The organism is Roseburia faecis (genome assembly GCF_001406815.1).
Classification (GTDB): Bacteria; Bacillota; Clostridia; order Lachnospirales; family Lachnospiraceae; genus Roseburia; species Roseburia faecis.
This window is the reverse complement of the sequence record NZ_CVRR01000014.1, coordinates 12,348-36,046: the sequence shown is the minus strand read 5'-3', so window position 1 is coordinate 36,046 and position 23,699 is coordinate 12,348. Positions and strand designations below refer to the sequence as shown.

At 43.4% G+C, this 23,699-nt stretch carries 24 protein-coding genes and 1 tRNA gene; 2 read left to right on the top strand and 23 right to left on the bottom strand.

The features are described from left to right. Nucleotides 1-9: 9 nt before the first annotated feature. A complete protein-coding gene (locus tag M72_RS06405) occupies nt 10-1,083 on the bottom strand; it encodes a 6-phosphofructokinase (RefSeq protein ID WP_055067624.1) in 1,074 nt (357 codons plus the stop codon). Nucleotides 1,084-1,362: 279 nt separating this feature from the next. Between M72_RS06405 and M72_RS06400 the strand changes: the two genes are divergently transcribed. Next, a tRNA-Ser gene (locus tag M72_RS06400) sits at nt 1,363-1,452 on the top strand. Nucleotides 1,453-1,512: 60 nt separating this feature from the next. Here the strand turns inward: M72_RS06400 and M72_RS17565 are convergent. Together M72_RS17565 and M72_RS06390 are read right to left on the bottom strand one after the other, a co-directional pair. Continuing rightward, nucleotides 1,513-1,869 (bottom strand): hypothetical protein, encoded by a 357-nt coding sequence (locus tag M72_RS17565; protein WP_242853375.1) that lies wholly within the window; start codon nt 1,867-1,869, stop codon nt 1,513-1,515. Nucleotide 1,870: 1 nt separating this feature from the next. After that, nucleotides 1,871-2,161 carry a CarD family transcriptional regulator gene (locus tag M72_RS06390; protein ID WP_022046504.1) on the bottom strand — a complete coding sequence of 97 codons (291 nt, stop codon included), beginning with the start codon at nt 2,159-2,161 and terminating at the stop codon, nt 1,871-1,873. 100 nt (nt 2,162-2,261) lie between these two features. On the opposite strand from M72_RS06390, the gene M72_RS06385 reads away from it, so the two are divergent. Then, a complete protein-coding gene (locus M72_RS06385; protein WP_055067623.1) occupies nt 2,262-3,128 on the top strand; it encodes an EamA family transporter in 867 nt (288 codons plus the stop codon). 9 nt (nt 3,129-3,137) lie between these two features. On the opposite strand, the gene M72_RS06380 is transcribed toward M72_RS06385, so the two are convergent. The 20 genes from M72_RS06380 to M72_RS06285 form a co-directional block, all read right to left on the bottom strand. After that, complete coding sequence (locus M72_RS06380; protein ID WP_055067622.1) at nt 3,138-3,875, bottom strand: SWIM zinc finger family protein; 738 nt, start codon at nt 3,873-3,875, stop codon at nt 3,138-3,140. Nucleotides 3,876-3,880: 5 nt separating this feature from the next. Then, on the bottom strand, nt 3,881-5,881 hold the full coding sequence (locus M72_RS06375; protein ID WP_261291794.1) for a DEAD/DEAH box helicase: 2,001 nt from the start codon (nt 5,879-5,881) through the stop codon (nt 3,881-3,883). After that, nucleotides 5,763-6,320 (bottom strand): hypothetical protein, encoded by a 558-nt coding sequence (locus M72_RS17330; RefSeq protein ID WP_055067620.1) that lies wholly within the window; start codon nt 6,318-6,320, stop codon nt 5,763-5,765. The genes M72_RS06375 and M72_RS17330 overlap by 119 nt, the downstream gene beginning before the upstream one ends. Nucleotides 6,321-6,558: 238 nt before the next feature. Then, complete coding sequence (locus M72_RS06365) at nt 6,559-7,740, bottom strand: LegC family aminotransferase (RefSeq protein WP_055067619.1); 1,182 nt, start codon at nt 7,738-7,740, stop codon at nt 6,559-6,561. 29 nt (nt 7,741-7,769) lie between these two features. Beyond that, complete coding sequence (locus M72_RS06360; RefSeq protein ID WP_055067618.1) at nt 7,770-8,750, bottom strand: NAD-dependent 4,6-dehydratase LegB; 981 nt, start codon at nt 8,748-8,750, stop codon at nt 7,770-7,772. 30 nt (nt 8,751-8,780) lie between these two features. Continuing rightward, nucleotides 8,781-9,854: a nucleotidyltransferase family protein gene (locus M72_RS06355; RefSeq protein ID WP_055067617.1), complete on the bottom strand. Its 1,074-nt coding sequence runs from the start codon at nt 9,852-9,854 to the stop codon at nt 8,781-8,783. A gap of 104 nt (nt 9,855-9,958) precedes the next feature. Then, a complete protein-coding gene (locus M72_RS06350) occupies nt 9,959-10,645 on the bottom strand; it encodes an acylneuraminate cytidylyltransferase family protein (RefSeq protein ID WP_055067616.1) in 687 nt (228 codons plus the stop codon). Nucleotides 10,646-10,653: 8 nt separating this feature from the next. After that, nucleotides 10,654-11,313 (bottom strand): PIG-L deacetylase family protein, encoded by a 660-nt coding sequence (locus tag M72_RS06345; protein ID WP_055067615.1) that lies wholly within the window; start codon nt 11,311-11,313, stop codon nt 10,654-10,656. A gap of 13 nt (nt 11,314-11,326) precedes the next feature. Next, the gene (locus tag M72_RS06340) at nt 11,327-12,211 is read right to left on the bottom strand and encodes a formyltransferase family protein (protein WP_055067614.1); all 885 of its coding nucleotides are present in this window, start codon (nt 12,209-12,211) and stop codon (nt 11,327-11,329) included. Nucleotide 12,212: 1 nt separating this feature from the next. Continuing rightward, nucleotides 12,213-13,373, bottom strand: coding sequence for a UDP-N-acetylglucosamine 2-epimerase (gene neuC / locus M72_RS06335; protein WP_055067613.1), 1,161 nt, complete (start codon nt 13,371-13,373; stop codon nt 12,213-12,215). Further along, nucleotides 13,370-14,371 (bottom strand): N-acetylneuraminate synthase, encoded by a 1,002-nt coding sequence (gene neuB / locus M72_RS06330; RefSeq protein ID WP_055067612.1) that lies wholly within the window; start codon nt 14,369-14,371, stop codon nt 13,370-13,372. The genes neuC and neuB overlap by 4 nt, the downstream gene beginning before the upstream one ends. 15 nt (nt 14,372-14,386) lie before the next feature. Further along, nucleotides 14,387-15,148 (bottom strand): hypothetical protein, encoded by a 762-nt coding sequence (locus M72_RS06325; RefSeq protein WP_141652706.1) that lies wholly within the window; start codon nt 15,146-15,148, stop codon nt 14,387-14,389. A gap of 16 nt (nt 15,149-15,164) precedes the next feature. After that, nucleotides 15,165-16,133 carry an AAA family ATPase gene (locus M72_RS06320; protein ID WP_055067610.1) on the bottom strand — a complete coding sequence of 323 codons (969 nt, stop codon included), beginning with the start codon at nt 16,131-16,133 and terminating at the stop codon, nt 15,165-15,167. Continuing rightward, nucleotides 16,108-17,277, bottom strand: coding sequence for a GmrSD restriction endonuclease domain-containing protein (locus M72_RS06315; protein ID WP_055067609.1), 1,170 nt, complete (start codon nt 17,275-17,277; stop codon nt 16,108-16,110). Before M72_RS06315 ends, M72_RS06320 begins: the two co-directional genes overlap by 26 nt. Nucleotides 17,278-17,358: 81 nt before the next feature. Then, nucleotides 17,359-17,985, bottom strand: a complete 627-nt coding sequence (locus M72_RS06310; RefSeq protein WP_055067608.1) for a NeuD/PglB/VioB family sugar acetyltransferase — start codon at nt 17,983-17,985, stop codon at nt 17,359-17,361. Next, the gene (gene rfbH / locus M72_RS06305; RefSeq protein ID WP_334291987.1) at nt 17,982-19,334 is read right to left on the bottom strand and encodes a lipopolysaccharide biosynthesis protein RfbH; all 1,353 of its coding nucleotides are present in this window, start codon (nt 19,332-19,334) and stop codon (nt 17,982-17,984) included. The genes M72_RS06310 and rfbH overlap by 4 nt, the downstream gene beginning before the upstream one ends. Nucleotides 19,335-19,357: 23 nt before the next feature. Continuing rightward, entirely contained in the window at nt 19,358-20,128 is a 771-nt protein-coding gene (rfbF, locus tag M72_RS06300) for a glucose-1-phosphate cytidylyltransferase (protein ID WP_055067607.1), read from the bottom strand. Between the two features lies 1 nt (nt 20,129). Next, nucleotides 20,130-21,203 (bottom strand): CDP-glucose 4,6-dehydratase, encoded by a 1,074-nt coding sequence (gene rfbG / locus M72_RS06295; protein ID WP_176694769.1) that lies wholly within the window; start codon nt 21,201-21,203, stop codon nt 20,130-20,132. Between the two features lie 48 nt (nt 21,204-21,251). After that, nucleotides 21,252-22,031 carry a sugar phosphate nucleotidyltransferase gene (locus tag M72_RS06290; RefSeq protein WP_055067605.1) on the bottom strand — a complete coding sequence of 260 codons (780 nt, stop codon included), beginning with the start codon at nt 22,029-22,031 and terminating at the stop codon, nt 21,252-21,254. After that, the gene (locus tag M72_RS06285) at nt 22,028-23,647 is read right to left on the bottom strand and encodes an aldolase catalytic domain-containing protein (RefSeq protein WP_055067604.1); all 1,620 of its coding nucleotides are present in this window, start codon (nt 23,645-23,647) and stop codon (nt 22,028-22,030) included. The genes M72_RS06290 and M72_RS06285 overlap by 4 nt, the downstream gene beginning before the upstream one ends. Between the last annotated feature and the right edge of the window lie 52 nt (nt 23,648-23,699).

Here is a 23,699-nt window from a genome sequence, read left to right as displayed (position 1 = left end):
GCCGAACGATTAATCTCCAAAACTGATACCGATCCGTTTTGCCTCCTGAATCATCTGACTATCCGGATCTACCGTCTTTAATTTGCCGGCTACATCTTCCAATGGCACACATTTGGTCTTGTTGTTGATCATCGCGATCATGTAACCAAACTTTCCATCCATGATGGCTTTGGCTGCCGCGGAACCCAGCCGTGTACATAACACTCTGTCGTATGGGCACGGACTTCCTCCACGCTGTGTATGGCCCGGAACTGCCACCCGGACTTCCACACCACACTTCTCCTGAATCTGATCTGCAATCTCATAAGAAACCGACGGATACTTACGGGATGCTACCTTTGCCTTGTACTGTTTCTTGGAAAGCTCTGCATCTTCTTTGGAGATTGCGCCCTCCGCAACAGCAAGAATCGTAAAGCCCTTTCCGTCTTTGGTGCGCTTGTGAATGGCCTCTACAACCTTGTCGATGTCGTATGGGATCTCCGGAAGCAGAATGATATCTGCTCCGCCTGCCACACCGGCATACAACGTAAGCCATCCCACTTTGTGTCCCATGACTTCTACGATAAACACGCGATTGTGGGAAGCTGCTGTTGTATGGATACAGTCAATGGTTTCTGTAGCTATATTAATTGCACTCTGAAAACCGAATGTCACGTCTGTTCCGTAAATATCATTGTCAATCGTCTTCGGAAGATGAATGATATTGAGCCCTTCCTCACGAAGCAGATTGGCAGTCTTTTGCGTACCATTTCCGCCAAGGATCACCAGACAGTCCAATCCAAGCTTACGGTATGTGGATTTCATTGCCTCTACCTTGTCCAGTCCGTTCTCGTCCGGTACACGCATCTGTTTGAATGGCTGGCGGGAAGATCCGAGAATCGTTCCGCCTCTGGTAAGAATTCCGGAAAAATCTGAGGCTGTAAGAATTCTGTACTGTTCATAGATCAGCCCTTTGTACCCATTTTCAAATCCATAAATCTCCAGTTCGTCTACATTCGTAGTAAGTCCTTTTACAACACCACGCATGGCTGCATTTAAAGCCTGGCAGTCTCCGCCGCTGGTAAGCATTCCGATCTTCATCATGCACGTTTCCTCCTGCATATTCTCTTATTGTGTACCAAATGTTTCACATACACATTTGTATTATAGTATAATTTTTGTCCGTTCACAAGATAAGCGACTTGAAAAATGTATGTAAATTCTGTATACTATGTAAGGAGCACATCGCATGAGAGTTCCGCTCCGCGGAAGCGATGTACGTAGGAGATATAGCTTACGCTATACCTCAAGGAGCACATCGCATGAAAGTTCCGCTCCGCGGAAGCGATGTACGTAGGAAATTCATCGGAGATGAATTTCAAGGGAGAGTTGTCCGAGAGGTCGAAGGTGCCGCACTCGAAATGCGGTTTGCGTCGAATAGACGCAACGTGGGTTCGAATCCCATGCTCTCCGCTCACTTTTTAAACAAAAACAGCACCGCGGTCTTCACCTGCCCGGTGCTGTTTTTATATGTCAATGACGTCCCCGGTTATTTCCACGCCGATCCGTCATGTCACGCTTTTCGCGGAAATCACGGCTCCGATGCTCACGGGAATCGTTTGCTCTGTTTCCATCCGCACGGCTTCCATGATCCGCATCGCTGTTTTTGCCGGATAACGGTCTCTCTTTTTTGCGGCCGATATATACGTTCCATTTCATATAGGCTTCCTGCGCATTGCGGGATTTGTAGATTACGTTGCGTTCCTCCCCTACAATATCCGTAATGCTGTACCAGCCTTTGTCATACTGGAATTCCGCTGTCTTTCCTTCAAGTTCTTTATTTCCAAGTACAAATTTATGTATTGCCTGCTGTGGCTGCTGCTGTGCCATCCTATCCCTCCTTTTTTCCTAATACATACTCCACGGCCTGTCTCAGTTTTTCGTCTTTTTTCATTTCTTCCGTTCCCTGAAGTGCCTCTGCCTCTTCCCTGGTAAACAATTCCCGCAGTTTTACCTGATGGTTTTCTACCGGAATATAAGATACTCTGGATTTGTCGAATACCGGGCGCAGCACATAGTACGGAATTTTTCGCTCCCTGCGTGATGCGGAGAGCGAAACAATATTTTCTACCTGACAGACTCCCTGTGTTTCACTGTATATGATCTGTTTTTTTTCAAACATTCTGTCACCTCTGAAAAAGATAAAATTATCATATCACAAGAAAAAAGTTTTGACAAATGCCCCAAAACATTTTACGCTTGTCTCAGGGAGGAAATTGTATATGTGGATTCTATTTGCATTTGGGTCAGCTCTGTTCGCCGGACTGACTTCCATACTGGCGAAATGCGGTATCAAAAATACCGATTCCAATGCAGCTACGGCGATCCGTACCATTATTGTACTTATTTTTTCATGGATCATGGTATTTCTGGTCGGGGCACAACACGGCATCGGAAGTGTTTCTGCCAAAACCTGGACATTTCTGATCCTGTCCGGACTTGCTACCGGTGCTTCCTGGCTGTGCTACTTCCGTGCACTGCAGATCGGAGATGTGGATAAGGTGGTGCCTGTCGATAAATCGAGTGCCATCCTCTCCATTCTTCTCGCTTTTCTCTTCCTGCATGAGAGCATCAGCCCACTGAAACTTCTGTGCGTGGTGCTGATCGGCGCGGGAACCTACCTGATGATCACGAAAAAGGAAACCTCTTTTGAGAATTCCGGGAAAAAAGGCTGGAGCTGGTTCTTCTACGCGCTTGGCTCTGCCGTCTTTGCCAGCCTGACTTCTATTCTGGGAAAAGTCGGCATTGAAAACATTGATTCCAATCTGGGAACAGCCATCCGTACCATCGTTGTGCTGATCATGGCATGGATTGTCGTGTTTGTCACGAAAAAGCAGGACAGTGTGCGCACAATCGATCACAGGGAACTTGGCTTTATCTGCCTGTCCGGACTTGCCACCGGTGCTTCCTGGCTGTGCTATTACCGTGCGCTGCAGGATGGTCTGGCAAGTGTCGTTGTGCCGATCGATAAGCTGAGTATTCTGGTTACCATTCTGTTTTCTTATCTTGTTTTTCATGAGAAACTGGGGAAAAAAGAAGCCGGAGGGCTGGTGTTGATTGTGGTGGGAACGCTTGGGATGCTGGTGTAGTATCCCTTGCTATGCCCTCCCAAACACGCCAAACAGTTTCTGTGCCGCCTCTTCATCATCCATAATTCTTGCGCTTGGTTTCTGCGCATTCTCAAGCATCCGTTCCACACGATTGGCAAGTGCCACATCCACAAACCGTCCGATCTCGATTCCACGCAATTCAAAAAACAATGCCGGATTTGTGTCAAGCCGTGCCCCCACACCGTAAAGTGCTGCTGCCACATGTTTGCACATCAGTGCCCAGTCCGGACAGCTGCACTGAAAACTGATCTCACTTGGCTGTGGAAAAAGCCCATCCTCTCCCTGAAACAGTTCTTTCATATCATCTGGGAAATCACCGGACAGTAATCGTTCCAGAGTCTCAATCTTACCACACCGTTCAAGAATCGCTTCACACTTTTTCTCTGTGAGCGGGCTGATACGGATTTCCACACGGTAGGGAGTTTTTCTGGTTCCCTGCACTCTTGCAATGATTTTTCCTTTCTGGATTTTCAGATCAATTACCGTTCCGGTCCGCACATAACGCTTCCCACGCTCCAGCCGGCTTGCAAAATCCGCATAGCGCTCCAGATTGTCACACCAGGCTTTTCCCCACCAGCTTTTAGCAATTGCCCTGCCGGAAATAACAACCGGCTCCAGCTTATTTCCCTTTTCTTTTTGCTTTTTCACGCTCTCTTTTAGATTTTTCTTTAACAGAGATTCACTCGGCTGGGCAAATGTCTGATCAATTTCCCAATATCTTCGCATACCGTTTACTCCAATCGCAATAATGAGAACAATTCTTCGTTACTTAACTCCGTAATCCACTTTTCGGAGCCGCTTCCGATTACGTTTTCCGCCAGTTCCTTTTTCGATTCCAGCATCGCATCTATTTTTTCCTCAATCGTTCCCTGAGAGACAAATTTATGTACGATCACATCTTTTTTCTGCCCGATCCGGAATGCCCGGTCCGTTGCCTGATTTTCCACTGCCGGATTCCACCAGCGGTCAAAATGAATGACATGGTTTGCTTTCGTCAGGTTCAGTCCGGTTCCGGCTGCCTTTACAGACAGCACAATAAACGGTACATAGGCCTCTCCCTGAAAGGCATCCACAATTTCCGTCCGCTTCGCCACCGATGTTCCTCCGTGCAGCACATAGCCCTTAGCATGAAAAACGGTCTCCAGATACGCTGCCAGATCGTCCGCAATCTCCTTAAACTGCGTAAAAACCAGCACGCGCTCACGCTTTTCATAGATTGTCTCACAGATTTCTTTCAAAAGCTGAAATTTTCCGCTCTCTGATGGTGTATAGGCATCCTGTCCCAGATACTGGTCCGGATGGTTGCAGATCTGTTTTAACTTCATGATTGCCGTAAGCACAATCCCCTTTTTGGCAAACTGGGAAATGCTGTGTTCTGCCTCCATCTGCCGGACTTTCTGCTCCATATCCGAAACCACCTTGCGGTACAAAATGGTCTGTTTTCTGGTCAGCTGTGCAAAATCCGTCATTTCTACCTTTTCCGGAAGATCTGCAATAACGGTCTTGTCCGTCTTGACACGACGGAGCATAAACGGGGTAATCATGGACTTTAATTTTGCATATCCCTGTGGATTTTCTTCCAGTCCTTTCGTAAACTCATGGAACTCTTTGGATGTCCCAAGCAGACCATGATCTATAAAATCAAACAACGACCATAAATTGGTCAGGTCATTTTCAATCGGCGTACCCGTCATGGCAATCCGCATCTGTGCCTGTAGTTTTTTGATTTCGCGCGTCTGTTTCGTGCCCGGATTTTTGATTGCCTGTGCCTCATCGAGAATCACGCAGTCCCACATCGTTTCCTGAAATGCCTGGATGCGGGAAACCATGCCATATGTCGTTATCGTAAGAAATGCAGACCCTGCATCAAATTCTTGTGCAAGCTGCGCAGATGTCTTTCCGTGAATAACCTGAATCGTCATATCCGGGACAAACTTTGCTGCCTCCTTCTGCCAGTTTCCGATCAGGGATGCCGGAACGACCAAAAGCGTTTTTGCGCCTTTGTCTGATTTTCTCATCTTTTCGAGATAGCAGAGAACCTGAAGCGTTTTTCCAAGTCCCATATCGTCTGCCAGGCATGCACCAAATCCCAGTTTCTGCATATAATTCAGCCACGTATACCCATCCTTCTGATATGGACGAAGCGTTGCATGAACGGTTTTCGGCACTGCTGCCGAACGGATACCGGATGGTTTTCGCAAATTGCGCAACATTTTGGAAAGCCATGCCCCGTTGGTCACAAGCGCACCTACATCTGCAGAAATCTTTTTTCCATTTCCGATTTCCATCTGCAAAGCTTCCCGCAGTGTAATGCTGGTGTCCATGCCATCCATACGTTTCAGAAGTTCCCGCAGTTTTTTATGATTTACCTCTACCCACTTGCCTTTTAAAAATGCCAGCCCCTCCGTCTGCGCCAGCAGAAGTTCCACATCTTTTTTCGTAAGTGCCTCTCCGTCCACACACAGCTGTGGCTGCATCGAAATCAACGAATCAAATCCTACCATGGCAGGTTTCTTTTCGCCCAGCCGTATTTCTACCGAACACTCCATTGCACGCTTTCTCCACCAGTTCGGAATCCGGCAGAGAATCCCGGTCTGTTCGATTTTTTCCACATCACGCAGAAACTGATATGCCTCTTTCCCTGTAAAACGCAGAACATGGAACATCTCCCCGCTTTCTACCAGTTCTGCAATCAGATCCGATACCTCTGCCGCACGGTTCAGGCAGGACAACAATGACCAGATGCAGAAAGATCCTCTCCGGTACATGCAGCTTCTGATTCTGCTCTGTGAGGTACAATTCCACACTGCCTTTATAACCTGAAATTTCCCTCTGAAAAATCTGCTCCAGCTGCAAAAATACTCCGGCAATCCACTTACGGTCAATATATTCTGCCCCGATCGCATAAGGAACTGACGAAAGCAGATGCTCAAGATGTTCCTCGTCCGGCACCACATGTGTCGCTTCTCTTGTCAGTTCCAGTTCCGGCATTTCTGTAAGACACTGGAAAAATGCCTCTGACAGTTCATATAAAAACAACTCCGATGAAGACATTTCTTTTGACCTCCTGGAAAATCCCATGTGATATAAGGTTTCGTAGCGACCCTCCAAAATTTCTTTTTCCTGTGTATCCGGGTAAAATCCGGTTGGGGTAAATATATACTGGTTCATTTGTCTATTGTCTCCGTTTCTATCCTGCGGGTATAAGTTTTTTCAGCTTTCCTGTAATTAATTCCGACCAGAAACATTGCCTTAACAAATTGCTTTTTCAATAAAAAATCCTCCTGTAGGCGTATTTCTATTATACTTCTAAAGGAGAATTTTTGTAAATAACATTTATTGTTTTATAAAATACCCTATACACAGCGTATTGACCCAAACAAATACTTGTGAATGTCACCTGATCTGTTCAAATTCCAGATTTAAATACCACTTTTATTTGTTCCACCACAAAGCGAATATCATCATCTGTGATCTGTGTGCTGCTTGGAATATTTAAAATACAACTGCTATAGTACGGTGCTTTTTCCATCTCATAAGCAATCGCATCCTGATACGGAAGCTGCTCATGAATCAGTCCCCAGATTGCCCGGGTCTGCACACCGCGCTCCTGAAGCGTTGTAATCACATCTCTCATGTTTTTTCCCTGTAGTTTTTCCATATCCAGCTTCAAAGAATAAAACCACTGGTTCGAGGAAGTCCCCTCACGAAATGAAAGCAGTGTTCCACCTGAAAACTCCTGCAGCAATTGTTGATACAGCCCATAATTTTTCTGCTTACGGTGGATAAATTCCGGAAGTTCCTCCATCTGTGCCACACCAAGTGCCGCCTGTAAATTCGTCATGCGGTAATTGTATCCCACTTCGTTGTGAATATAAAAATGCGGATCATCCTTTGCCTGTGTGGAAAGATATTTCAGATGCTCCACTTCTGTTGGATCTTTTGCTGTCACAGCACCGCCGCCACCGGTTGTAATAATCTTGTTTCCATTAAAAGAATACGCCCCAAAATCGCCAATAGTTCCGGCAAATTTTCCGGCATAACGCCCCTTCGTATACTGTGTGCCGAGTGCTTCTGTCGCATCCTCGATCACTTTCAGGTGAAACTCCTGTGCGATATCCATGATGGCTTCCATATCTGCCATATTTCCAAACACATGCACAACTACGATGGCTTTTACGGTTTTTCCGGTAGCTCTATGCTTTAACTGTCCATCCTCTGTCACACACTCATTTTCGCAGAAACGGCGCAACTTCAGCGGATCCATGCACAAACTGTCATCACAGTCCATAAACACCGGCTCCGCGAACTGATAGCGCACCGGATTCACTGCCGCGATAAAGGTAAGCGTTGGAACAATCACCATATCTCCCGGCTGCACCCCACAGGCAATCAAAGACAGATGAAGAGCCGAAGTTCCGCTCTGCACTGCCGCTGTTTTCTTCACCTGTAAAAACTCTGCCAGTTTTTCTTCCAGCTCCGTGATGTATGCACCACCGGTGGAAACCCATCCCTGATCCAGTGCATCATCTACATATTTTCGCTCATTTCCCTCAAAATTCGGAATCGATAAAGGTACAAATCGTCCCATTTTGCTCCCTCTTTTCTTAAAATTACAACTTACACATTATAAATGTCTGTCTTATATGCATCCATATGCTGACGAATCCATGCAATCGTCTCTGCAATTCCCTGCTCGAATGTATACTGCTGCTTCCAGTCGGTCAACTCCTTGATTTTTGCGTTGCAGCCGAGCAAACGATTGACCTCACTCTTTTCCGGTCGAAGGCGCTGCTCGTCACACACAATATGTGCATTCGGATTGACCTGGGAAATAATCTCCTGTGCCAGATCTCCGATCGAAATCTCCTGCTGGGTAGCAATATTGATTTCCTGTCCAATTGTCTTGTCTGACTCTGCGATTGCAATAAAGCCTGCCGCGGTATCTTTTACATAGTTAAAATCGCGCGTTGGTGTCAGGGAACCAAGTTTAATCTCCTCTTTTCCTGCCAGAAGCTGTGAAATAATCGTTGGAATCACTGCACGCGCAGACTGTCTTGGACCATAAGTGTTGAACGGACGGACAATTGCAACCGGAAGATTAAAGCTGCGGTAAAAGCTTTCTGCCAGACGATCTGCTCCGATTTTTGTCGCAGAATACGGAGACTGTCCCTGAAATGGATGCTTTTCGTCAATCGGGACATATTGTGCGGTGCCATATACTTCCGAAGTCGATGTCACCATGATTTTTTCCGTGCCCAGATCGCGTGCCGCCTGCAGCACATTTAACGTTCCCTTGATGTTTGTATCCACATAGGAATCCGGCGAATGATAACTGAACGGAATCGCAATCAATGCTGCCAGATGAAAGACCTGATCCACACCCTTCATCGCAGTGCGCACACCGTTCGGATCCCGCACATCCCCGGCAAAAATTTCAATCTGGTCAAGTTTTTCCTTTGGCAGTGTATCCAGCCAGCCCCAGTTGTTGAACGAATTGTAATATACAAATGCTTTTACGTCATAGCCTTTTTCCACAAGGCTCTCGGTCAGATGGCTTCCGATAAAACCGTCTGCTCCGGTTACTAATACTTTTTTCATTGCTCTATATGTCCTTTCTGTTTCCAATTGTTACTCAGATTTCAAATTCAGTTTTTCTTCCATACGGTGCATTTCCTCAAACTCACCCATATCCAGAAAGGAATCCTCGCTGATCGGATACATTCCCACCCGGCGGTTTTCTGCCAAAAGCTTGTCTGCCAGATCCGTCATATGAAAAAAAGTATCCTCCGGGATCTCTTTTTTCAGTGCCGGATTTAAAATGTACATGCCGGTATTAACAAAATACGAAAGTTTCGGCTTTTCTTCCATGGACTGGACGGCTCCGTTTTCACTGGAATGAATAACCCCATACGGAACTTCGATATTTTTGAGTGCCGTGACAATCGTAAGTTCATTTCCCGCCTCTTTATGATAACGGTAAATATCTTCATAATCCGCATGAATCAAAATGTCACAGTTGGTCACAATAAACGGCCGGGAAAACTCCTCTTTGATCAACTGTAAACTTCCCGCTGTGCCAAGTGGTTTATCCTCCTCGACATATTCAAGAGAATAGTTTTTTGAAATCTCGGAGAAATAGGAGCGAATCATATTTTTGCGGTAATTGACTGTCGCATAAAACTGTGTCGTTCCAAACTCACAGAATTTCCCGATGATCCGCTCCATGATCGGGATATCTCCAATCGGGATCAGCGGTTTCGGAAGAATTTTGGTATACGGATATAAACGTGTCCCTTTTCCGCCCGCCATAATCACGACCGGAACCTCTTTTAAAATCCCCTGCGGCTTTTTCTTTTTTGCCACCTGCTCATCCCGGAACAAAATGTCAGATACCACGCCTTTTGTGGTGACAACCGGAAGCGCCGTGATGGAATGCTGCACCATAACCTCATGTGCTTTTGCATGCTCTTTCCTGGAAATTCTCTTAGGTTCGGTATTCATCAGACCGGATACCGGAGCTTTCAGTTCTCCCGTGCGGATCAGCCAGCGGCGGATATCTCCATCCGTGACAACACCAAGCAGTTTCTGCTGCTCATTGGTCACAAATAAAATACCCCTGGCATTACGGTCGATGCGCTGCATCGCTTCCACAACCGTACTGTCCGGGGATATTAAAAATAACGCTAACTGCTCTGTCTTCATATGGGAACCTCCATGTTTCTTCTTTCGTTTTCTCCAAGAAAACGTTCTCTTTTTCTATCTTCCATGATAGACCTGTTATATATATCGACCAGTGTGAAAAAATGTTAAGAGGATGCCCTCATAATTGTCTCCGCGATCCTAAAATCCAGTGCAGTGTCGATGTCGATGGAATGTTCCTGACTCATCACGCAGGCATAGGAATGTTCTCCGTACAGATCTCCCTGACTCATCAGAAGTTCCGTGGTCTGCAGATAAATGGCACCGTTCAACCGGTAATATGTTCCCATATCCTGCCGCCGGCCAACTTTCTGTAAATCAACAAATCCACACATGGACTGATCTTCTTTTAATGTATTGCAAAGCAGTGGTGAATGTTCTGCTTCACAGACACTGACCACCGACTGTGCGTTTTTCTTTTCAAAAATCTCAAATGCCATTTTGATATCTGCCGCATCGCGAAGCGGGGAAGTCGGCTGCAACAGGGTAATGGTGTCAAACTGCTGCCCGATTGCGGCATACTGCTGCACAACTGCTCTTAACACATCCCAGGTTCCTGCCGTGTCCGTGGCAAGTGCCGCGTCACGCAAAAACGGCACATCCGCTCCATATTTCCGCGCAATCTGCGCATATTTTTCGCTGTCGGTCGAGACATGAATGCAGTCAAATTTTCCGGACTGTCTGGCTGCCTCGATGGAGTAGACCAGAAGCGGTTTTCCTTCGAGTAATTTAATATTTTTGTCTTTTAATCCTTTTGAACCGCTGCGTGCGGTGATTACTGCCAAATGTTTCATTTGCACTCCTATTCTATCCATTTAATTATACGAAACGCCTCTGCATATTTTACTCCTGCACAAGCGCCCCGTAAAGTGCCCAATGCTTTTACACTATCTACACTTCTTGGAAATGGATGTTCTCCTAATTCTGTATCATATATTTCCAATGCCTGTATTTTACTTTTCATATAATCTGATATATTTACAAAATAATTTGGAACAAACGGATTATCTATCCGACCAAAATCTGTCTCAGACAAAATTTCCATTGTTGTAATTCTGTGAATATAGGGATACCGAAAAATTTTTGAACACGATATGCAACTTTCATATGTAATTTTATGATCTGAATGTGCATCATTTGGGTCTGGTAAAATAATCCATTCCGGCTCGACAGTCTGAAAACAGCTTCCAATTTTCTGAATTAATATGCTCTTTTCCAGCATTTCCAACTTTGCTGGTGGAAATTTCAAATTAAATGCATCATCAAATTCAAAAAAATCACACACTCTCTGTATTTGCTCTTTTCGCTGCTTTATAAATGATGCACTCCATCCATCTTTTTCTTTTGCATCTGTTATGTTTAGCCAATAAATTTGATGTCCTTCCTTTTTTAATCTTAATAAAGTTCCTCCAGCTCCTAATGTCTCATCATCTGGATGCGGAGACACAACCATCACCTTCATATTTTTCCCTTTCTTACAAATATTCTCCACATTTTAGTTCTACAGATTCATATTCAATTAGTCGAATCACATTATCTCCGGTTTTTATGTCAATATCTCCATTTTCATAAATGTCTAATATTTTTCCTGGCTCTATATTCTCATACTTATCGGTATCTATTTCACATACTTTCCAAACTTTTATCTCTTTTCCCTGATGTACAAAATGCGCTCCTACATAAGGTTTTGTCAAGCCTCTGACTAAATTATAAATGCTCCGTCCTGACATACGCCAGTCAATTTCACCATCCTTTTTCGACCGCTTTCTCCACGAATTTCCCTCTATTACATCCTGCTTAATTTTATTTGCAGTCCCATTCTGCAACTGCTCCCATAATTCAACTACTTGCTCACAAGCAATCGTCATAATCTTCTGATACAATGTTGCTGCATCATCTTCGTACGAAATCTTAACTATTTTTTGTGATACAATATCTCCAGTATCTGCTGAGGCATCTATCATGAAAAATGTAGAGGCTGTTTCCTGTAACCCCAACACCAATGCCCATATAATCGGATGGCGTCCCCTATTTTTGGGCAATGCAGCCGGATGAAATCCTATAATTCCCTGTGGAATTTTTTGAATAATATCATCTTTAATCAACTGTGACCAGCCGAAACAGAAGGCAATTTCTGGTTGTATATTCTCTATAAACTTATAAACTTTTTCTTCGTTTATATTTTCCACTAATTCATATGGAATTTCTTTTTTTTCGCATAGCGGAACTAAATCTCTAAAATCCGAATTATAATTTGATTCCTTTTTTGTAATTACACCAACAATATCTGCACCAGCTTCGATCAATTTTTCTAATAATAAATACGATGATTCCACACATCCAATATATAAAATCTTCACACTACACCTCTATATCATAAAATATCTTTTGTTTTCCCTGTACCTGATTTAAGTATTTTTTTATTTGCATGATAATTTGTTCCGATGTATTTTTCCCCTCATATGGATTTGTACTCTCCTGACATAAATCCTTAAACTTCTGATTCTGTGATTCTGTGAGTGCCTGCTCAATATCCCTTGTTTCATAACCACAATCAATAACCGTCTTTGCCCTGACACGTCCCTTTTGACGATCCCCTATATTTATCGTCGGAATATGAAATGATGGTGCTTCAATAATACCACTTGATGAATTTCCCAATACTGCACTACAATACTGGAGCGCACTTAAATATCCCAATTGTCCCATAGAAACAAAAGCTTTTGTATTTTTATGTTCCTGTGTATAAGATTCAATCATTTTATTAATAATCGCCCCATCTGTGTCTGCATTTGCATATGTAAAAATATAATGGTATTCCGGGTGATTTTCCACCACATTTAATAGTTTTTGAAACTGGATTCCTGCCGTGTGTTTTTCCAAAGTAACCGGATGATAGGTAACCATAATATAGTTATGCAAAAAAATATCTCCAAACTTTTGACACAGTTGTTCTCTTGACAAAAGTCGAATACTTTTGATATTTTCAATTCCCAATGCCCCCACACAAAATACCCTCTCTGGCTGTTCTCCCATCTGAATTACTCTTTGTGCATATTCACTTGTACTTGTAAAATGTAAATCACTCATTTTTGTCACAGAATGACGAATCGCATCATCCATCAGTCCCTGCGTCAATTCGCCTCCATGGATATGTGCAACTGGTATACGATACAGCATTGCCGCTACTGCTGCCATCTGAATTTCAAAACGATCTCCCAATAATACTAGCATATCCAGATCAGCCTCTTCAAATATATCCGCAAATCCAGCTAATTCTTTTCCCATGGATTTACATATTGCATAGGATGTATCTGACACAAGTTCCATATCATTTTTATAGTCAATTCTAAATCCATCTTTTTCAATTTCACGATATGTATACCCAAATTGTTCCGATAAATGCATCCCTGTAACTATCAGACATAAATTTAAATCTTTATCCTGCTCAACCTTCTGCATCACTGGTTTTAATAAACCATACTCCGCTCTTGTTCCTGTTAATATCCCTATATTTTTCATTTTACATCCTCAATACATTCATCCACATCATACTGTCTATCGGCAATTTTTCCAATTATCTCATGCCACCGCATAGGATTAATTCCTGTCCCCGGCCGTTTAACTGTCAGATTTTCCTCTGTAAAAAGTTCTCCCTGTTTAATTACCTGTTTAGCAACAATGCTCTTTCTTACTACTGCGCAGTTTTTTTCTTCCGATGCTGTGCGCTTTTTCTTTCCATTGCCAAGACTCTGCTCAATGTTCCGGATTGCGGCTACCATCTGCGCCAGTTCCTGTGGCTCCAGACTTGCCCGGTGATCCGGCCCCTCCATCTGCTTGTCCAGCGTAAAATGTTTCTCGATGACCGTTGCCCCCAAAGCAACTGCAGCGATTGGTACTTCAATACCGATCGTATGATCTGAGTATCCAACCGGTTTCTGTAACGTTTGACGCATCTGCTGCATGGCAAGCAGATTCACATCCGTATAGGGTGTCGGGTATTCCGTATTGCAATGCAACACGATAATCTTCCCTGCTCCACTTTTCTCCAAAATGGAAATTGCATCCTGAATTTCCTGCATATTACACATGCCGGTAGACATAACAATATCTCTTCCTGTTCGGCCGATTGCTTCCAGATATGGCAGATTTGTGATTTCGCCGGAAGGAAGCTTCCAGAAATCCATATCCAGTTTTTCCAAAAATGCAATGCTGTCCAGATCAAACGGTGTAGACAAAAAGCCGATCCCGACTGTTTTACAATACGCCTGTAGTTCTATAAAATCCTCCTGTGTCAGTGCCAGCTTCTGTAACATCTGAAGCTGCGACTCTGCCGCTCCGGTCGTTTCCTTCTGATATTCTGCTTTCTGGGCGAAACGGGAGACCAGCTTTTCCGGAACGAATGTCTGAAATTTTACGTAATCGGCTCCTGCCTGTTTTGCTTTTTCTACCATTTGCTTCGCAAGTGTCATGCTGCCGTTGTGGTTGACACCTGCTTCTGCGATGATTGTTGTGTGCATGTTTTGTACCTGCCTTTATGTACTTTCTTTTAAATCTGCCATACAATATATCGTTTTGCACAGCTTGATTGCTTTTTCCAGTTCATGTAAACTCACTAGCTTTTCTCTAAACAGATCTACAATAAGATTATTATAATCTATCCCAAGCATTAAAGATCTATTATCTATCACATTTTTACAATATTTCGCGATCTCATAATTTTTTCTTTCCGGACTGTTCAACGCAAATAACTCTATATGTTTCCTTATAACTTCTAATTCCTGCTCAGTGTAATGATATGATTTCATGGGAATATATTTACATTGTAATAAATCATACTGAATTCTTAAAACATTTCCGTTTTCTTCCAGTTTTGTTTCAAATGGTTGAATCATAATCTTTCCCTGTTTTACATATGCTCTTCGTATTTTTCGAAAAGAAGTACACATCTCTTTACATTCAAATGATGTACATTCTCCCTTTTCAAATTCACATATCTGTTCCTGTGAAAGTCTTCTCTTCTGTTCCCCTCGCTTCTTGTATTTCTGATTGCAATTTTCGCAGGAAATTCCGAGATTTGGCACACAATCCTGTAAACGTTTCATTGAATTCTTTTTTTCTATTCCATGTTCGATCTGTCCGCGTCTTTCTTGATTGATCCAAATGCGATCATAACAATACATACAATAGCCATGAGTTGTTTCTTTTAGTAAATCCCACAATTCATCTTTATAATTTGTCCACCCATATTTTTTATCCTTGTCGTACTCTGGCACAAATACAGGAATATCTACCACAAAGAAATCCTCCATTTTACCACTCCTTAATCTGTTTGAAAATCAATCTCTGATGTGGTTTCAAATCCTCCAAATTAATTTGTTCCAACTCTTCCTGCATTTTTTCATCCCACATACCTGCAACTTTACTGTTCAAATACTGACGTAATTGATTATCCATATCGTCATTATCAGACACATGAAGTTTTCGATTTTCAAAAAAGAGATTCGTAAAAATATCATTTGCCGAAACCGTGTCTCTCAGAAATTCGCTGGTATAGGTAGCATACGTACATTTGTTTATCACAATAATCGTTGCATTTTCGGTGGTTTCAACCAGATCAAGTGAATGTGTTGTTACTATAAAATGAATATTTGAAAATTCATCATGAAGGAAATTTAAAATTTCCGCACTATACTTTGGTGACAAATACTCATCTATTTCATCAATAACCACAATTCCTTTTTCCAGTCTCTGCACTTTCATACAGTCTGAAAAAAACAATATTTCACAAAAAATGCGAATAAGTGCCTGATAACCACTGGAAAGCGTCATTATCTCTCCATTGATCTTAACAACATTTTCCGGATTTCCGACCCCATCATCTTCGCGTTCTATAGTGAACTTTTTATCTAAAAACGATTCACAAAATTTTTCAATCTGCCTGCGATATTTAACATATAAATGTTCTATGCGGGATGCTGCTGCAAATGTATCCTGCAAATTAAAATTAAACGGATGAACTCTGACGGATGTAATCCCTTGAAAATCCGGTTTTATCTCTTTATACTTTTCACTAAAAAGTTCTACTTTTCCTGCATCAAAGGTTCTGTTTACTGAATCTATATAATAAACTGCTTCTCCCTTTTTTTTCTCAATGATTGTACGCAGTATTTCAGATTTTCCTGATGAATTGTCACCAATTAAAATAAAATTCTCCGTGTCATCGATATGCTCACATATCATTTCTGTGACGCGATTAACCATTTTGTGATAACTGTTCATATACACACCTTATCCTTTTTTCTATTTCAGATCTTGCCGAGGTTCCACTATTGTTCGTCTCCTTATATGCATCACTTCCAACAATCGCATCATATTTTTCCCTGGTGATAAACGGCTTTTCTTTCAGCCGATTCCATGCAACAAAGAAACTTGCCAATGCTACTCCTTTATTTTTCCCACTGACTTTTTCAATCGAATCTATAAATTCCAATAATTTTAATCGATATCCTTCAATTTGATTGTCACTAAACTCTCTTGCCCGTTCTGAAAAAGAGTCTAACAATGTAGAAATTTTTCCTTTGTATCCCGTCAATTCAAACTGGTTATCGGTTCCTTTTATATAATAATCAAACGCACACATTCTCAAAAGTGTCTCAACATCTTTGCTTTCTTTATTCACTTCTGTTATTTTATTATTATATAAAATTCTCCATTTTTTTGAATTATCATTAATGTCATATAACATTTCATAAAATTTACAGCCATAAATTCCATTTCTCAATTCCTGACTTGACAATGGAGTTCCACCAATATTTAAATTTGCAAATATTTTATGTAAGGTTCTTTCTTTGTATTCTTTACTATCTACATTAATTTCCACCAATGTAATTGGGGAAAAATCGATCTTGCGTTTTACCCGGTCACTGATGTTTTGATAGGTAATATCAATGATCTGCGTCTTTCCATTTTTCCCCTCAGACTCCATCTGATACTTCTTTTCTTTTAAATCACAGCTTTCCAGGTAATCCCGAAATTTTATTGATCCATCGTTTGCTTTTCTGACATCAATAAATGCATTTCTTTTCTTTCCTAAAAATTTCCCAATATAATAAAAATACAGACTCAGGACCCTCTGTTGTCCGTCTAAAATAACCACCTGCTGTTCTGCATTTCGGTAACCATAAATAGGCGGAATCGGCATTCCCCGAACCAGAGAAATCGCAAGCTGCTCTGCCTGTTCTTCTGTCCAATGATACATTCTCTGAAAATCCGGGATCACATAATCGCCTCTTTCCAGACCGAACATCAGCGAACTAAACGACAATTGTGTTGTTGCCGTCTGGATCATCACATTCTCTACTACTTCTATATCTTTTGCAGTCTCTATTGCCTCATCATATACTGTTTCTTTTTCTTCTTTCATACGAACCCCATCTAAAAAATCTCAAAAACAAAAAAGCTATGAATATTATAACCTATCCATAGCTCATTGAAAAGTCGATGTTTATTTTATCTTTCGCGCCGGCACACCAACAACCGTACCTGCTTCCTCCACATCCCGCACAACAACGGCTCCCGCACCGGTACGCACATGATCCGCAATCGTACTTCCCTGAATCACCTTTGTGCCAAGACCAATGTCACAGTGGCTTCCGATGTGTACCGCACCTGCCAGCTTCACATCCGGTGCCAGCGTGACATAATCGCCCAATCTGCCATCATGGCAAACCATTGCTCCGATATTTAAAAATACAAAATCTCCCATCCGGACATTGGTGGATACTCTTGCATCCATGCTGATGATACAGCCCTGTCCCAGTTTTACATCCGAACAGACCTCTGCTCCGTGGAGAATGAGGTTCGGGAAATGAATGTGGGGATTCGTTTGTAATTTCTGTGCAATCTTTTGTCGAAGCGCGGGATCTCCCACTGCAATTGCAACGTTAATATCTTTTGTCTGTTGCAACAAGAAGTCATCCTTTCCTAGATAAGGAATGATTCGGTCTCCTACTTTAATGGGATGCTCCGGTGGAGTTACATCTACATATCCTGAAATCTGCCAGTCCGGCATCTGCCATGCGAGTTCACGCATGCAGCCGCCGGAGCCGGTGAGAATGATTTGTGGTTTCATATTTTTTGCCCCCACACTGCCTCACATAAAACCTTCGCCATATAATCTAACTTTGCATCCGTCATCCCCGGATACACCCCGATCCAGAAACTGTTCTCCATAATATGATCCGTCACATGCAGATCCCCGACCACACGATAGCCTTCATGACTTTTACGCATCTCATCAAAACAAGGCTGTTTGATCAGATTACCGGAAAACAGCATGCGCGTCTGTACACCATGAGATTCCAAATACTGTACCACATGATTTTTATCCACACCCTCACGGCAGGTAATGAGAAAACCAAACCACGACGGTTTTGAATTTGGACAGGCTTCCGGCAGAATCAGCCGGTCCTGTACGGCTGATAACTGCGCTTTCAGCCGCTCAAAATTTTCCCGCCGACGCTCTACAAACTGTGGCAGTTTCTTAAGCTGTGCACACCCAATCGCTGCCTGCAAATCCGTTGCCTTTAAATTATAGCCAAAATGAGAGTATACATACTTGTGATCATATCCCAGTGGAAGTTCCCCATACTGCTTATCGAAACGATGACCACACAGATTGTCCTTTCCGGACGGACACATACAGTCCCGCCCCCAGTCGCGCAGGGAACGGATAATCTTATGCAACAAAGGGTTGTCGGTATAAACTGCACCGCCTTCGCCCATCGTCATGTGATGTGGCGGATAAAAACTCGACGTACCGATATCACCGATGCTTCCCGTCTTCCTCCACACTCCATCCATGCAATACTCACTTCCGAGGGCATCGCAGTTGTCCTCAATCAGCCAGAGTCCATGCGCATCGCAGAACGAACGGATTGCTTTCAGGTCAAACGGATTTCCAAGCGTATGTGCAATCATAACTGCCTTTGTCTTCTCACTCAACGCCTCTTCCAACTGGCTTACATCCAGATTATACTGTGGAATCGTCAGATCCAAAAAAACCGGAACTGCACCATATTGCAGATATGGAGTAACCGTGGTCGGAAAACCTGCCGCAACCGTGATGATTTCATCCCCACGCTTCACACGCCGCTCTCCCAAAAGTGGAGAAGTCAGCGCCATAAACGCCAGCAGATTTGCCGAAGAACCGGAATTAACAAGCGAACAAAAACGCACACCAATATAATCTGCAAGTTCCTTTTCAAACTGTTCTGTATATCTGCCGGAAGTCAACCAGAATTCCAACGCACTGTCCACAAGATTACACATCTCATCCTGATCGTATACCCGGGCAGCATACGAAATGCGGTCTCCTTCCCTAAAGTCTTCTTTTTTCGCATGAAACGCCCGATAATATCCTTCTACCATGGAAAGAATCTCTTTCCGTGCTTCTTCCTCTGTTTTATGTTCAAACATCACTTTTTCCTTTCCGTTCGTGGCAGTTACACCTTCCATGGTGCGTTTCCACTGTCCCAAAGCTTCTGTAAATATTCCCGGTCATGAATGTTATCCATCGGAGACCAGAAGCCCATATGCTTATATGCCGCCATCTGCCCATCTGCGGCAAGCCGTTCAAACGGCAACGTCTCTAACATGGTACTTCCATCGCCCAGATACGGATACACTGACGGCTCCATCACCATGAATCCGATATTCACCCACGCCTGATCCGCACGTGCCTTTTCTTTAAAACCGAGCACCTGACTGCCGGTATCGTCCAGACGCAATGCTCCGAAACGCCCTTCCGGCTGTGTTGTAGAAATCGTCACCGTCTTTCCCTGCTTTTTGTGAAATGCGATAAGCTCCCGGATGTTTACATCTGACACCCCATCGCCATAAGTCAGAAGAAACGGTTCCCCGCCGATGTAATCGCGCACCTTTAAAATACGCCCTGCGGTAAGTGTTTCCAATCCGGTATCCACCATGGTCACTTTCCATGGCTCGCTGTTCTTTTTTAAGACCTGCACCTGCTGATCCTTCAGGCGAATTTCCAACTGGCTGTTATTCTGATAATAATTGACAAAGTATTCCTTGATCATATGCCCTTTGTACCCACAGCATATGATAAACTCGTTAAATCCATAAGAGGCATACTGCCGCATAATATGCCACAAAATCGGTTTTCCGCCAATCTCAACCATCGGCTTTGGACGCAGCCGGGATTCTTCGCTGATGCGGGTGCCCTTGCCCCCTGCTAAAATCACTACTTTCATATCACATCTGCCCTTTTTCACTGGTCATCTCTAAAAATTCGTTGATCTGTGTCTCCATGCATGCGCGGATATCCCCATGCGCTGCATATACCCGCGTCCATTCCACGGTTTTTTCGATTGCCGTGCGGATATCCCAACACGGTTTCCAGTCCAATGCATACTTGATATGTGAGCAGTCCAGTTTCAGAAATTTTGCCTCGTGTGGTCCATCTTCACAGACATTTTTCCATTTCAGACCATCGCCCCATGCCTTGCAGAATAAACTCGCCAGCGTGCCTACTGTGACACAGTCAGACTCTTCCGGTCCCACATTGTAATATCCTGCTTTTTCGTGCTCTATTGCCTGTGCCGCCGCAATCTGCATATATGCTGCCAACGGTTCCAGCACATGTTGAAATGGCCGGATCGAGTATGGATTCCGGATGATAATTTCTTCTCCCTGCAATGCAGATCTCACACAGTCTGGAATAATGCGGTCACGCGAAAAATCTCCGCCGCCGATCACATTTCCTGCTCTTGCCGTCGAAACCGCAATTCCTTTTTCATCCAGAAATGATTTTCTATAACTGTGCGTCACCAGCTCGGAACAGGACTTGCTGTTGGAATAGGGATCAAAACCATCCAGCGGATCATTCTCACGATACCCCCACTCCCATTCTTTATTTTCGTATACTTTATCTGTAGTGACATTTAAAACGGACTGTACCCCTGGGGTGTTTCGCACGCATTCCAGCAGATTTACTGTCCCCATGACATTGGTCTCATATGTATATACCGGCTGCTCGTAGCTTGTCCGCACAATCGGCTGTGCCGCCAGATGAAATACGACCTGCGGCTGATACGTGTGAAAAACTTCCTGCAAGTGTGCCCGGTCACGAATGTCTCCCTCTACAGAAACCATCCGCTCTGCCGCACCGGAACAATCAAATAATACGGCATCTTTTTCCGGTGGCAGCGCATAGCCAACCACTTTTGCGCCTGCCATCTCCAGCATCACACATAGCCAGCTTCCCTTAAAACCGGTGTGGCCCGTCACCAGTACCGTTTTTCCTTTGTAATATTCCAACCACTTCATTTGTTTACCCTCCATGGTTCTCTCTGTCTCCATCTTCCCTGATGAAGCTTAATCTTCCCACACCTTCCACGGTGCTTTATGCTGTGCCCATAAGTTTTCCATCAATGTCTTGTCACGAATTGTCTCAACTGGTGACCAGAAGCCTTCGTGGCGATACGTCTGAACCGGCTCATGTGCTGCCAGACAATCCATAAGCGACAATGCAAAATGATTCTCCTGATTTTCCTTAAGATAATCAAATGCGCGTGCTTCCAATACCATACTGCAGGCATTTACCCAGGAATGTTTCTGCTTTTTTCCCTGCTTTGTGCCAGTATAACAGCCCTGCTCATTAAGCGCAAGAATCTCATTTCGGCCGGTCGGATGTGCAATTGCCACTGTAGCAAGCGACTGCTGCCTGCGATGACTTTCTACCATTTCCTGTATGTCAATGTCTGACAGACAATCTCCGTAAGCCACCAGAACCGGCTCATCTCCTGCCAGTTCACGCACCATGATTAGACGCTCCATCACCGAGGACTGCAGTCCGGTATCCACAATCGAAACCTTCCAGTCTTCTGTCTGTTTTCTATGTATTTCCACTTCATTGGTCTGTAAATCCACTGTGATGTCAGACTGGTAGATATAAAAGTTCATGAAGTAATCCTTAATCACTTCTCCTTTGTATCCGGTGCAAATGATAAAATCATTGTATCCATAATGCGCATACTGTTTCATAATGTGCCAGAGCATCGGCCGACCGCCAATCTCTGCCATCGGTTTTGGCATCTTTTCGTCCTCTTCGATGAGGGTACTTGGAAGACCTCCTGCTAAGATGATTACTTTCATATTGTCTGTTCTCCATGATCAAATATACTTTCCGTCAAAAAAGCAATCTTCATATTGGAAGAAGCCTTAAAATTCTGGAACATATCATTGATTTCCTCGTTTAATTCATCCCATTTATTATCCGGGTTGAGCGTCGGCAATGCCGCATCTGCATAACTTTCATTATACTTGTGTTTGAATCCATCAAAACCAGCCAGAGAAACTTTCTGTACATGAAGCTTGTCCAGCAGCCGAAGCGCATTGATTACCGCATTATCAAAATGCTCCCATCCGCGCTTAATCACACGGTTAAAATTGACAATCATTTCTTTTTCTTCCGGGCTCGTCTTGATATTGGATAACAAAATCTTCTGTACTTCGCCAAACTGTTTTGGATATACTTCTTTCGCATAATTATAGCGAACGGTATTCATCAGATACAAATAGTCAAAAGTATAATTTGGATTAATTGCATTGATTCCTATTACAATGGCATTGGTTCTCTGAATATATTCTGTAATCTGCTTCCAGTCTGTACTGCTGGTTTTTCCTGGTGCAATGAGAACTACTTCCCGATTTGCCAGTGCATGCTCTAACTGTTCCATTACCGCATCATCATCCACAATCCGGTTCTGATTCTCGAGATATTTTTCCTCCAGCAGATCATAATCATATTTCCGCCGTTCTTCCGGTGACAGGGATTCAATGATATTGCGCATATCAAGCGCATTCGTTCTATGATTTTTCAATAAATAAGCAATATTATTTACATGACAGCAATACATTCCTGCAATAAAATACGGTGTCGAATACCCCCATGTATAGTTTTCCTGAAAATACTGCATATACATGTCGATCGCATCCATAATCTGATTCATATCATAATCACCATGCTGCTTACGGTTTAAGTAATTTGCGACCAACTCTGTCGTTGCATTTCCTGCACCACGTCCCATGCCGCACAGACTAGAATCCACAATACAGCCTCTTTTAGAAGCCTTCAACAGTTCGACAAAATGCATCGTCAATGCAAAGGAAAGCTGCTGGTTATTATGAGAATGAAATCCCAGCTTGATCCCAGCATCCAGCTCACAGTCTAAGACTTGTACGATCCGCTCTAAATCTTCCTGATACATTGCACCAAAGGTGTCAACCACCGATACTGCAACCGGATGTACCTGATTCATCTCTCTTGCAAGATCGATCAAATCTTCCTCAGAATAGGCAAGTGTATTTGCTGCCTGAAAATAGACCTGATATCCCTTTTTTGCAATTTCTTTTCCTACCGTAATTCCTTCCTTATGCTTTCCATGTGGGAAAACAACCCGGATCGCATCTAAGGACTTTCCATCACACTGCGGCAGATAGGACAGGTCATATCTGTCCCAGTCGATCATTGCAACATAGGTCGTATGCGTTCTTCTCTTTAACAGATATTGTTCCAGATCCTCCGGCACATGGTAAAAGGAAGTGCCTTCCTCATGTGGTGCATTCTTCAGCCATCCACACTCGATAATATCCACTCCGGCATCCTGTAACTTCTTGATCATTCCCTTGATCGCCGGCACTCCGAACTTCGCATCTACGATATATGCTCCGTCACGCAGCGTACAATCCAGTAATTGCATTTTCTTCATATGGTATCCACCCCCTATAGAATCACAATCTCGTTTCTATATATCTGCCCAA

What these genes read in the sequence shown, in the direction of transcription:
- M72_RS06405 (WP_055067624.1), bottom strand. Translation starts at nt 1,083, where the DNA reads ATGATGAAGATCGGAATGCTTACCAGCGGCGGAGACTGCCAGGCTTTA.
- M72_RS17565 (WP_242853375.1), bottom strand. Translation starts at nt 1,869, where the DNA reads ATGGCACAGCAGCAGCCACAGCAGGCAATACATAAATTTGTACTTGGA.
- M72_RS06390 (WP_022046504.1), bottom strand. Translation starts at nt 2,161, where the DNA reads ATGTTTGAAAAAAAACAGATCATATACAGTGAAACACAGGGAGTCTGT.
- M72_RS06385 (WP_055067623.1), top strand. Translation starts at nt 2,262, where the DNA reads ATGTGGATTCTATTTGCATTTGGGTCAGCTCTGTTCGCCGGACTGACT.
- M72_RS06380 (WP_055067622.1), bottom strand. Translation starts at nt 3,875, where the DNA reads ATGCGAAGATATTGGGAAATTGATCAGACATTTGCCCAGCCGAGTGAA.
- M72_RS17330 (WP_055067620.1), bottom strand. Translation starts at nt 6,320, where the DNA reads ATGAACCAGTATATATTTACCCCAACCGGATTTTACCCGGATACACAG.
- M72_RS06365 (WP_055067619.1), bottom strand. Translation starts at nt 7,740, where the DNA reads ATGGGACGATTTGTACCTTTATCGATTCCGAATTTTGAGGGAAATGAG.
- M72_RS06360 (WP_055067618.1), bottom strand. Translation starts at nt 8,750, where the DNA reads ATGAAAAAAGTATTAGTAACCGGAGCAGACGGTTTTATCGGAAGCCAT.
- M72_RS06355 (WP_055067617.1), bottom strand. Translation starts at nt 9,854, where the DNA reads ATGAAGACAGAGCAGTTAGCGTTATTTTTAATATCCCCGGACAGTACG.
- M72_RS06350 (WP_055067616.1), bottom strand. Translation starts at nt 10,645, where the DNA reads ATGAAACATTTGGCAGTAATCACCGCACGCAGCGGTTCAAAAGGATTA.
- M72_RS06345 (WP_055067615.1), bottom strand. Translation starts at nt 11,313, where the DNA reads ATGAAGGTGATGGTTGTGTCTCCGCATCCAGATGATGAGACATTAGGA.
- neuC (WP_055067613.1), bottom strand. Translation starts at nt 13,373, where the DNA reads ATGAAAAATATAGGGATATTAACAGGAACAAGAGCGGAGTATGGTTTA.
- neuB (WP_055067612.1), bottom strand. Translation starts at nt 14,371, where the DNA reads ATGCACACAACAATCATCGCAGAAGCAGGTGTCAACCACAACGGCAGC.
- M72_RS06320 (WP_055067610.1), bottom strand. Translation starts at nt 16,133, where the DNA reads ATGAACAGTTATCACAAAATGGTTAATCGCGTCACAGAAATGATATGT.
- M72_RS06315 (WP_055067609.1), bottom strand. Translation starts at nt 17,277, where the DNA reads ATGAAAGAAGAAAAAGAAACAGTATATGATGAGGCAATAGAGACTGCA.
- M72_RS06310 (WP_055067608.1), bottom strand. Translation starts at nt 17,985, where the DNA reads ATGAAACCACAAATCATTCTCACCGGCTCCGGCGGCTGCATGCGTGAA.
- rfbF (WP_055067607.1), bottom strand. Translation starts at nt 20,128, where the DNA reads ATGAAAGTAGTGATTTTAGCAGGGGGCAAGGGCACCCGCATCAGCGAA.
- rfbG (WP_176694769.1), bottom strand. Translation starts at nt 21,203, where the DNA reads ATGAAGTGGTTGGAATATTACAAAGGAAAAACGGTACTGGTGACGGGC.
- M72_RS06290 (WP_055067605.1), bottom strand. Translation starts at nt 22,031, where the DNA reads ATGAAAGTAATCATCTTAGCAGGAGGTCTTCCAAGTACCCTCATCGAA.
- M72_RS06285 (WP_055067604.1), bottom strand. Translation starts at nt 23,647, where the DNA reads ATGAAGAAAATGCAATTACTGGATTGTACGCTGCGTGACGGAGCATAT.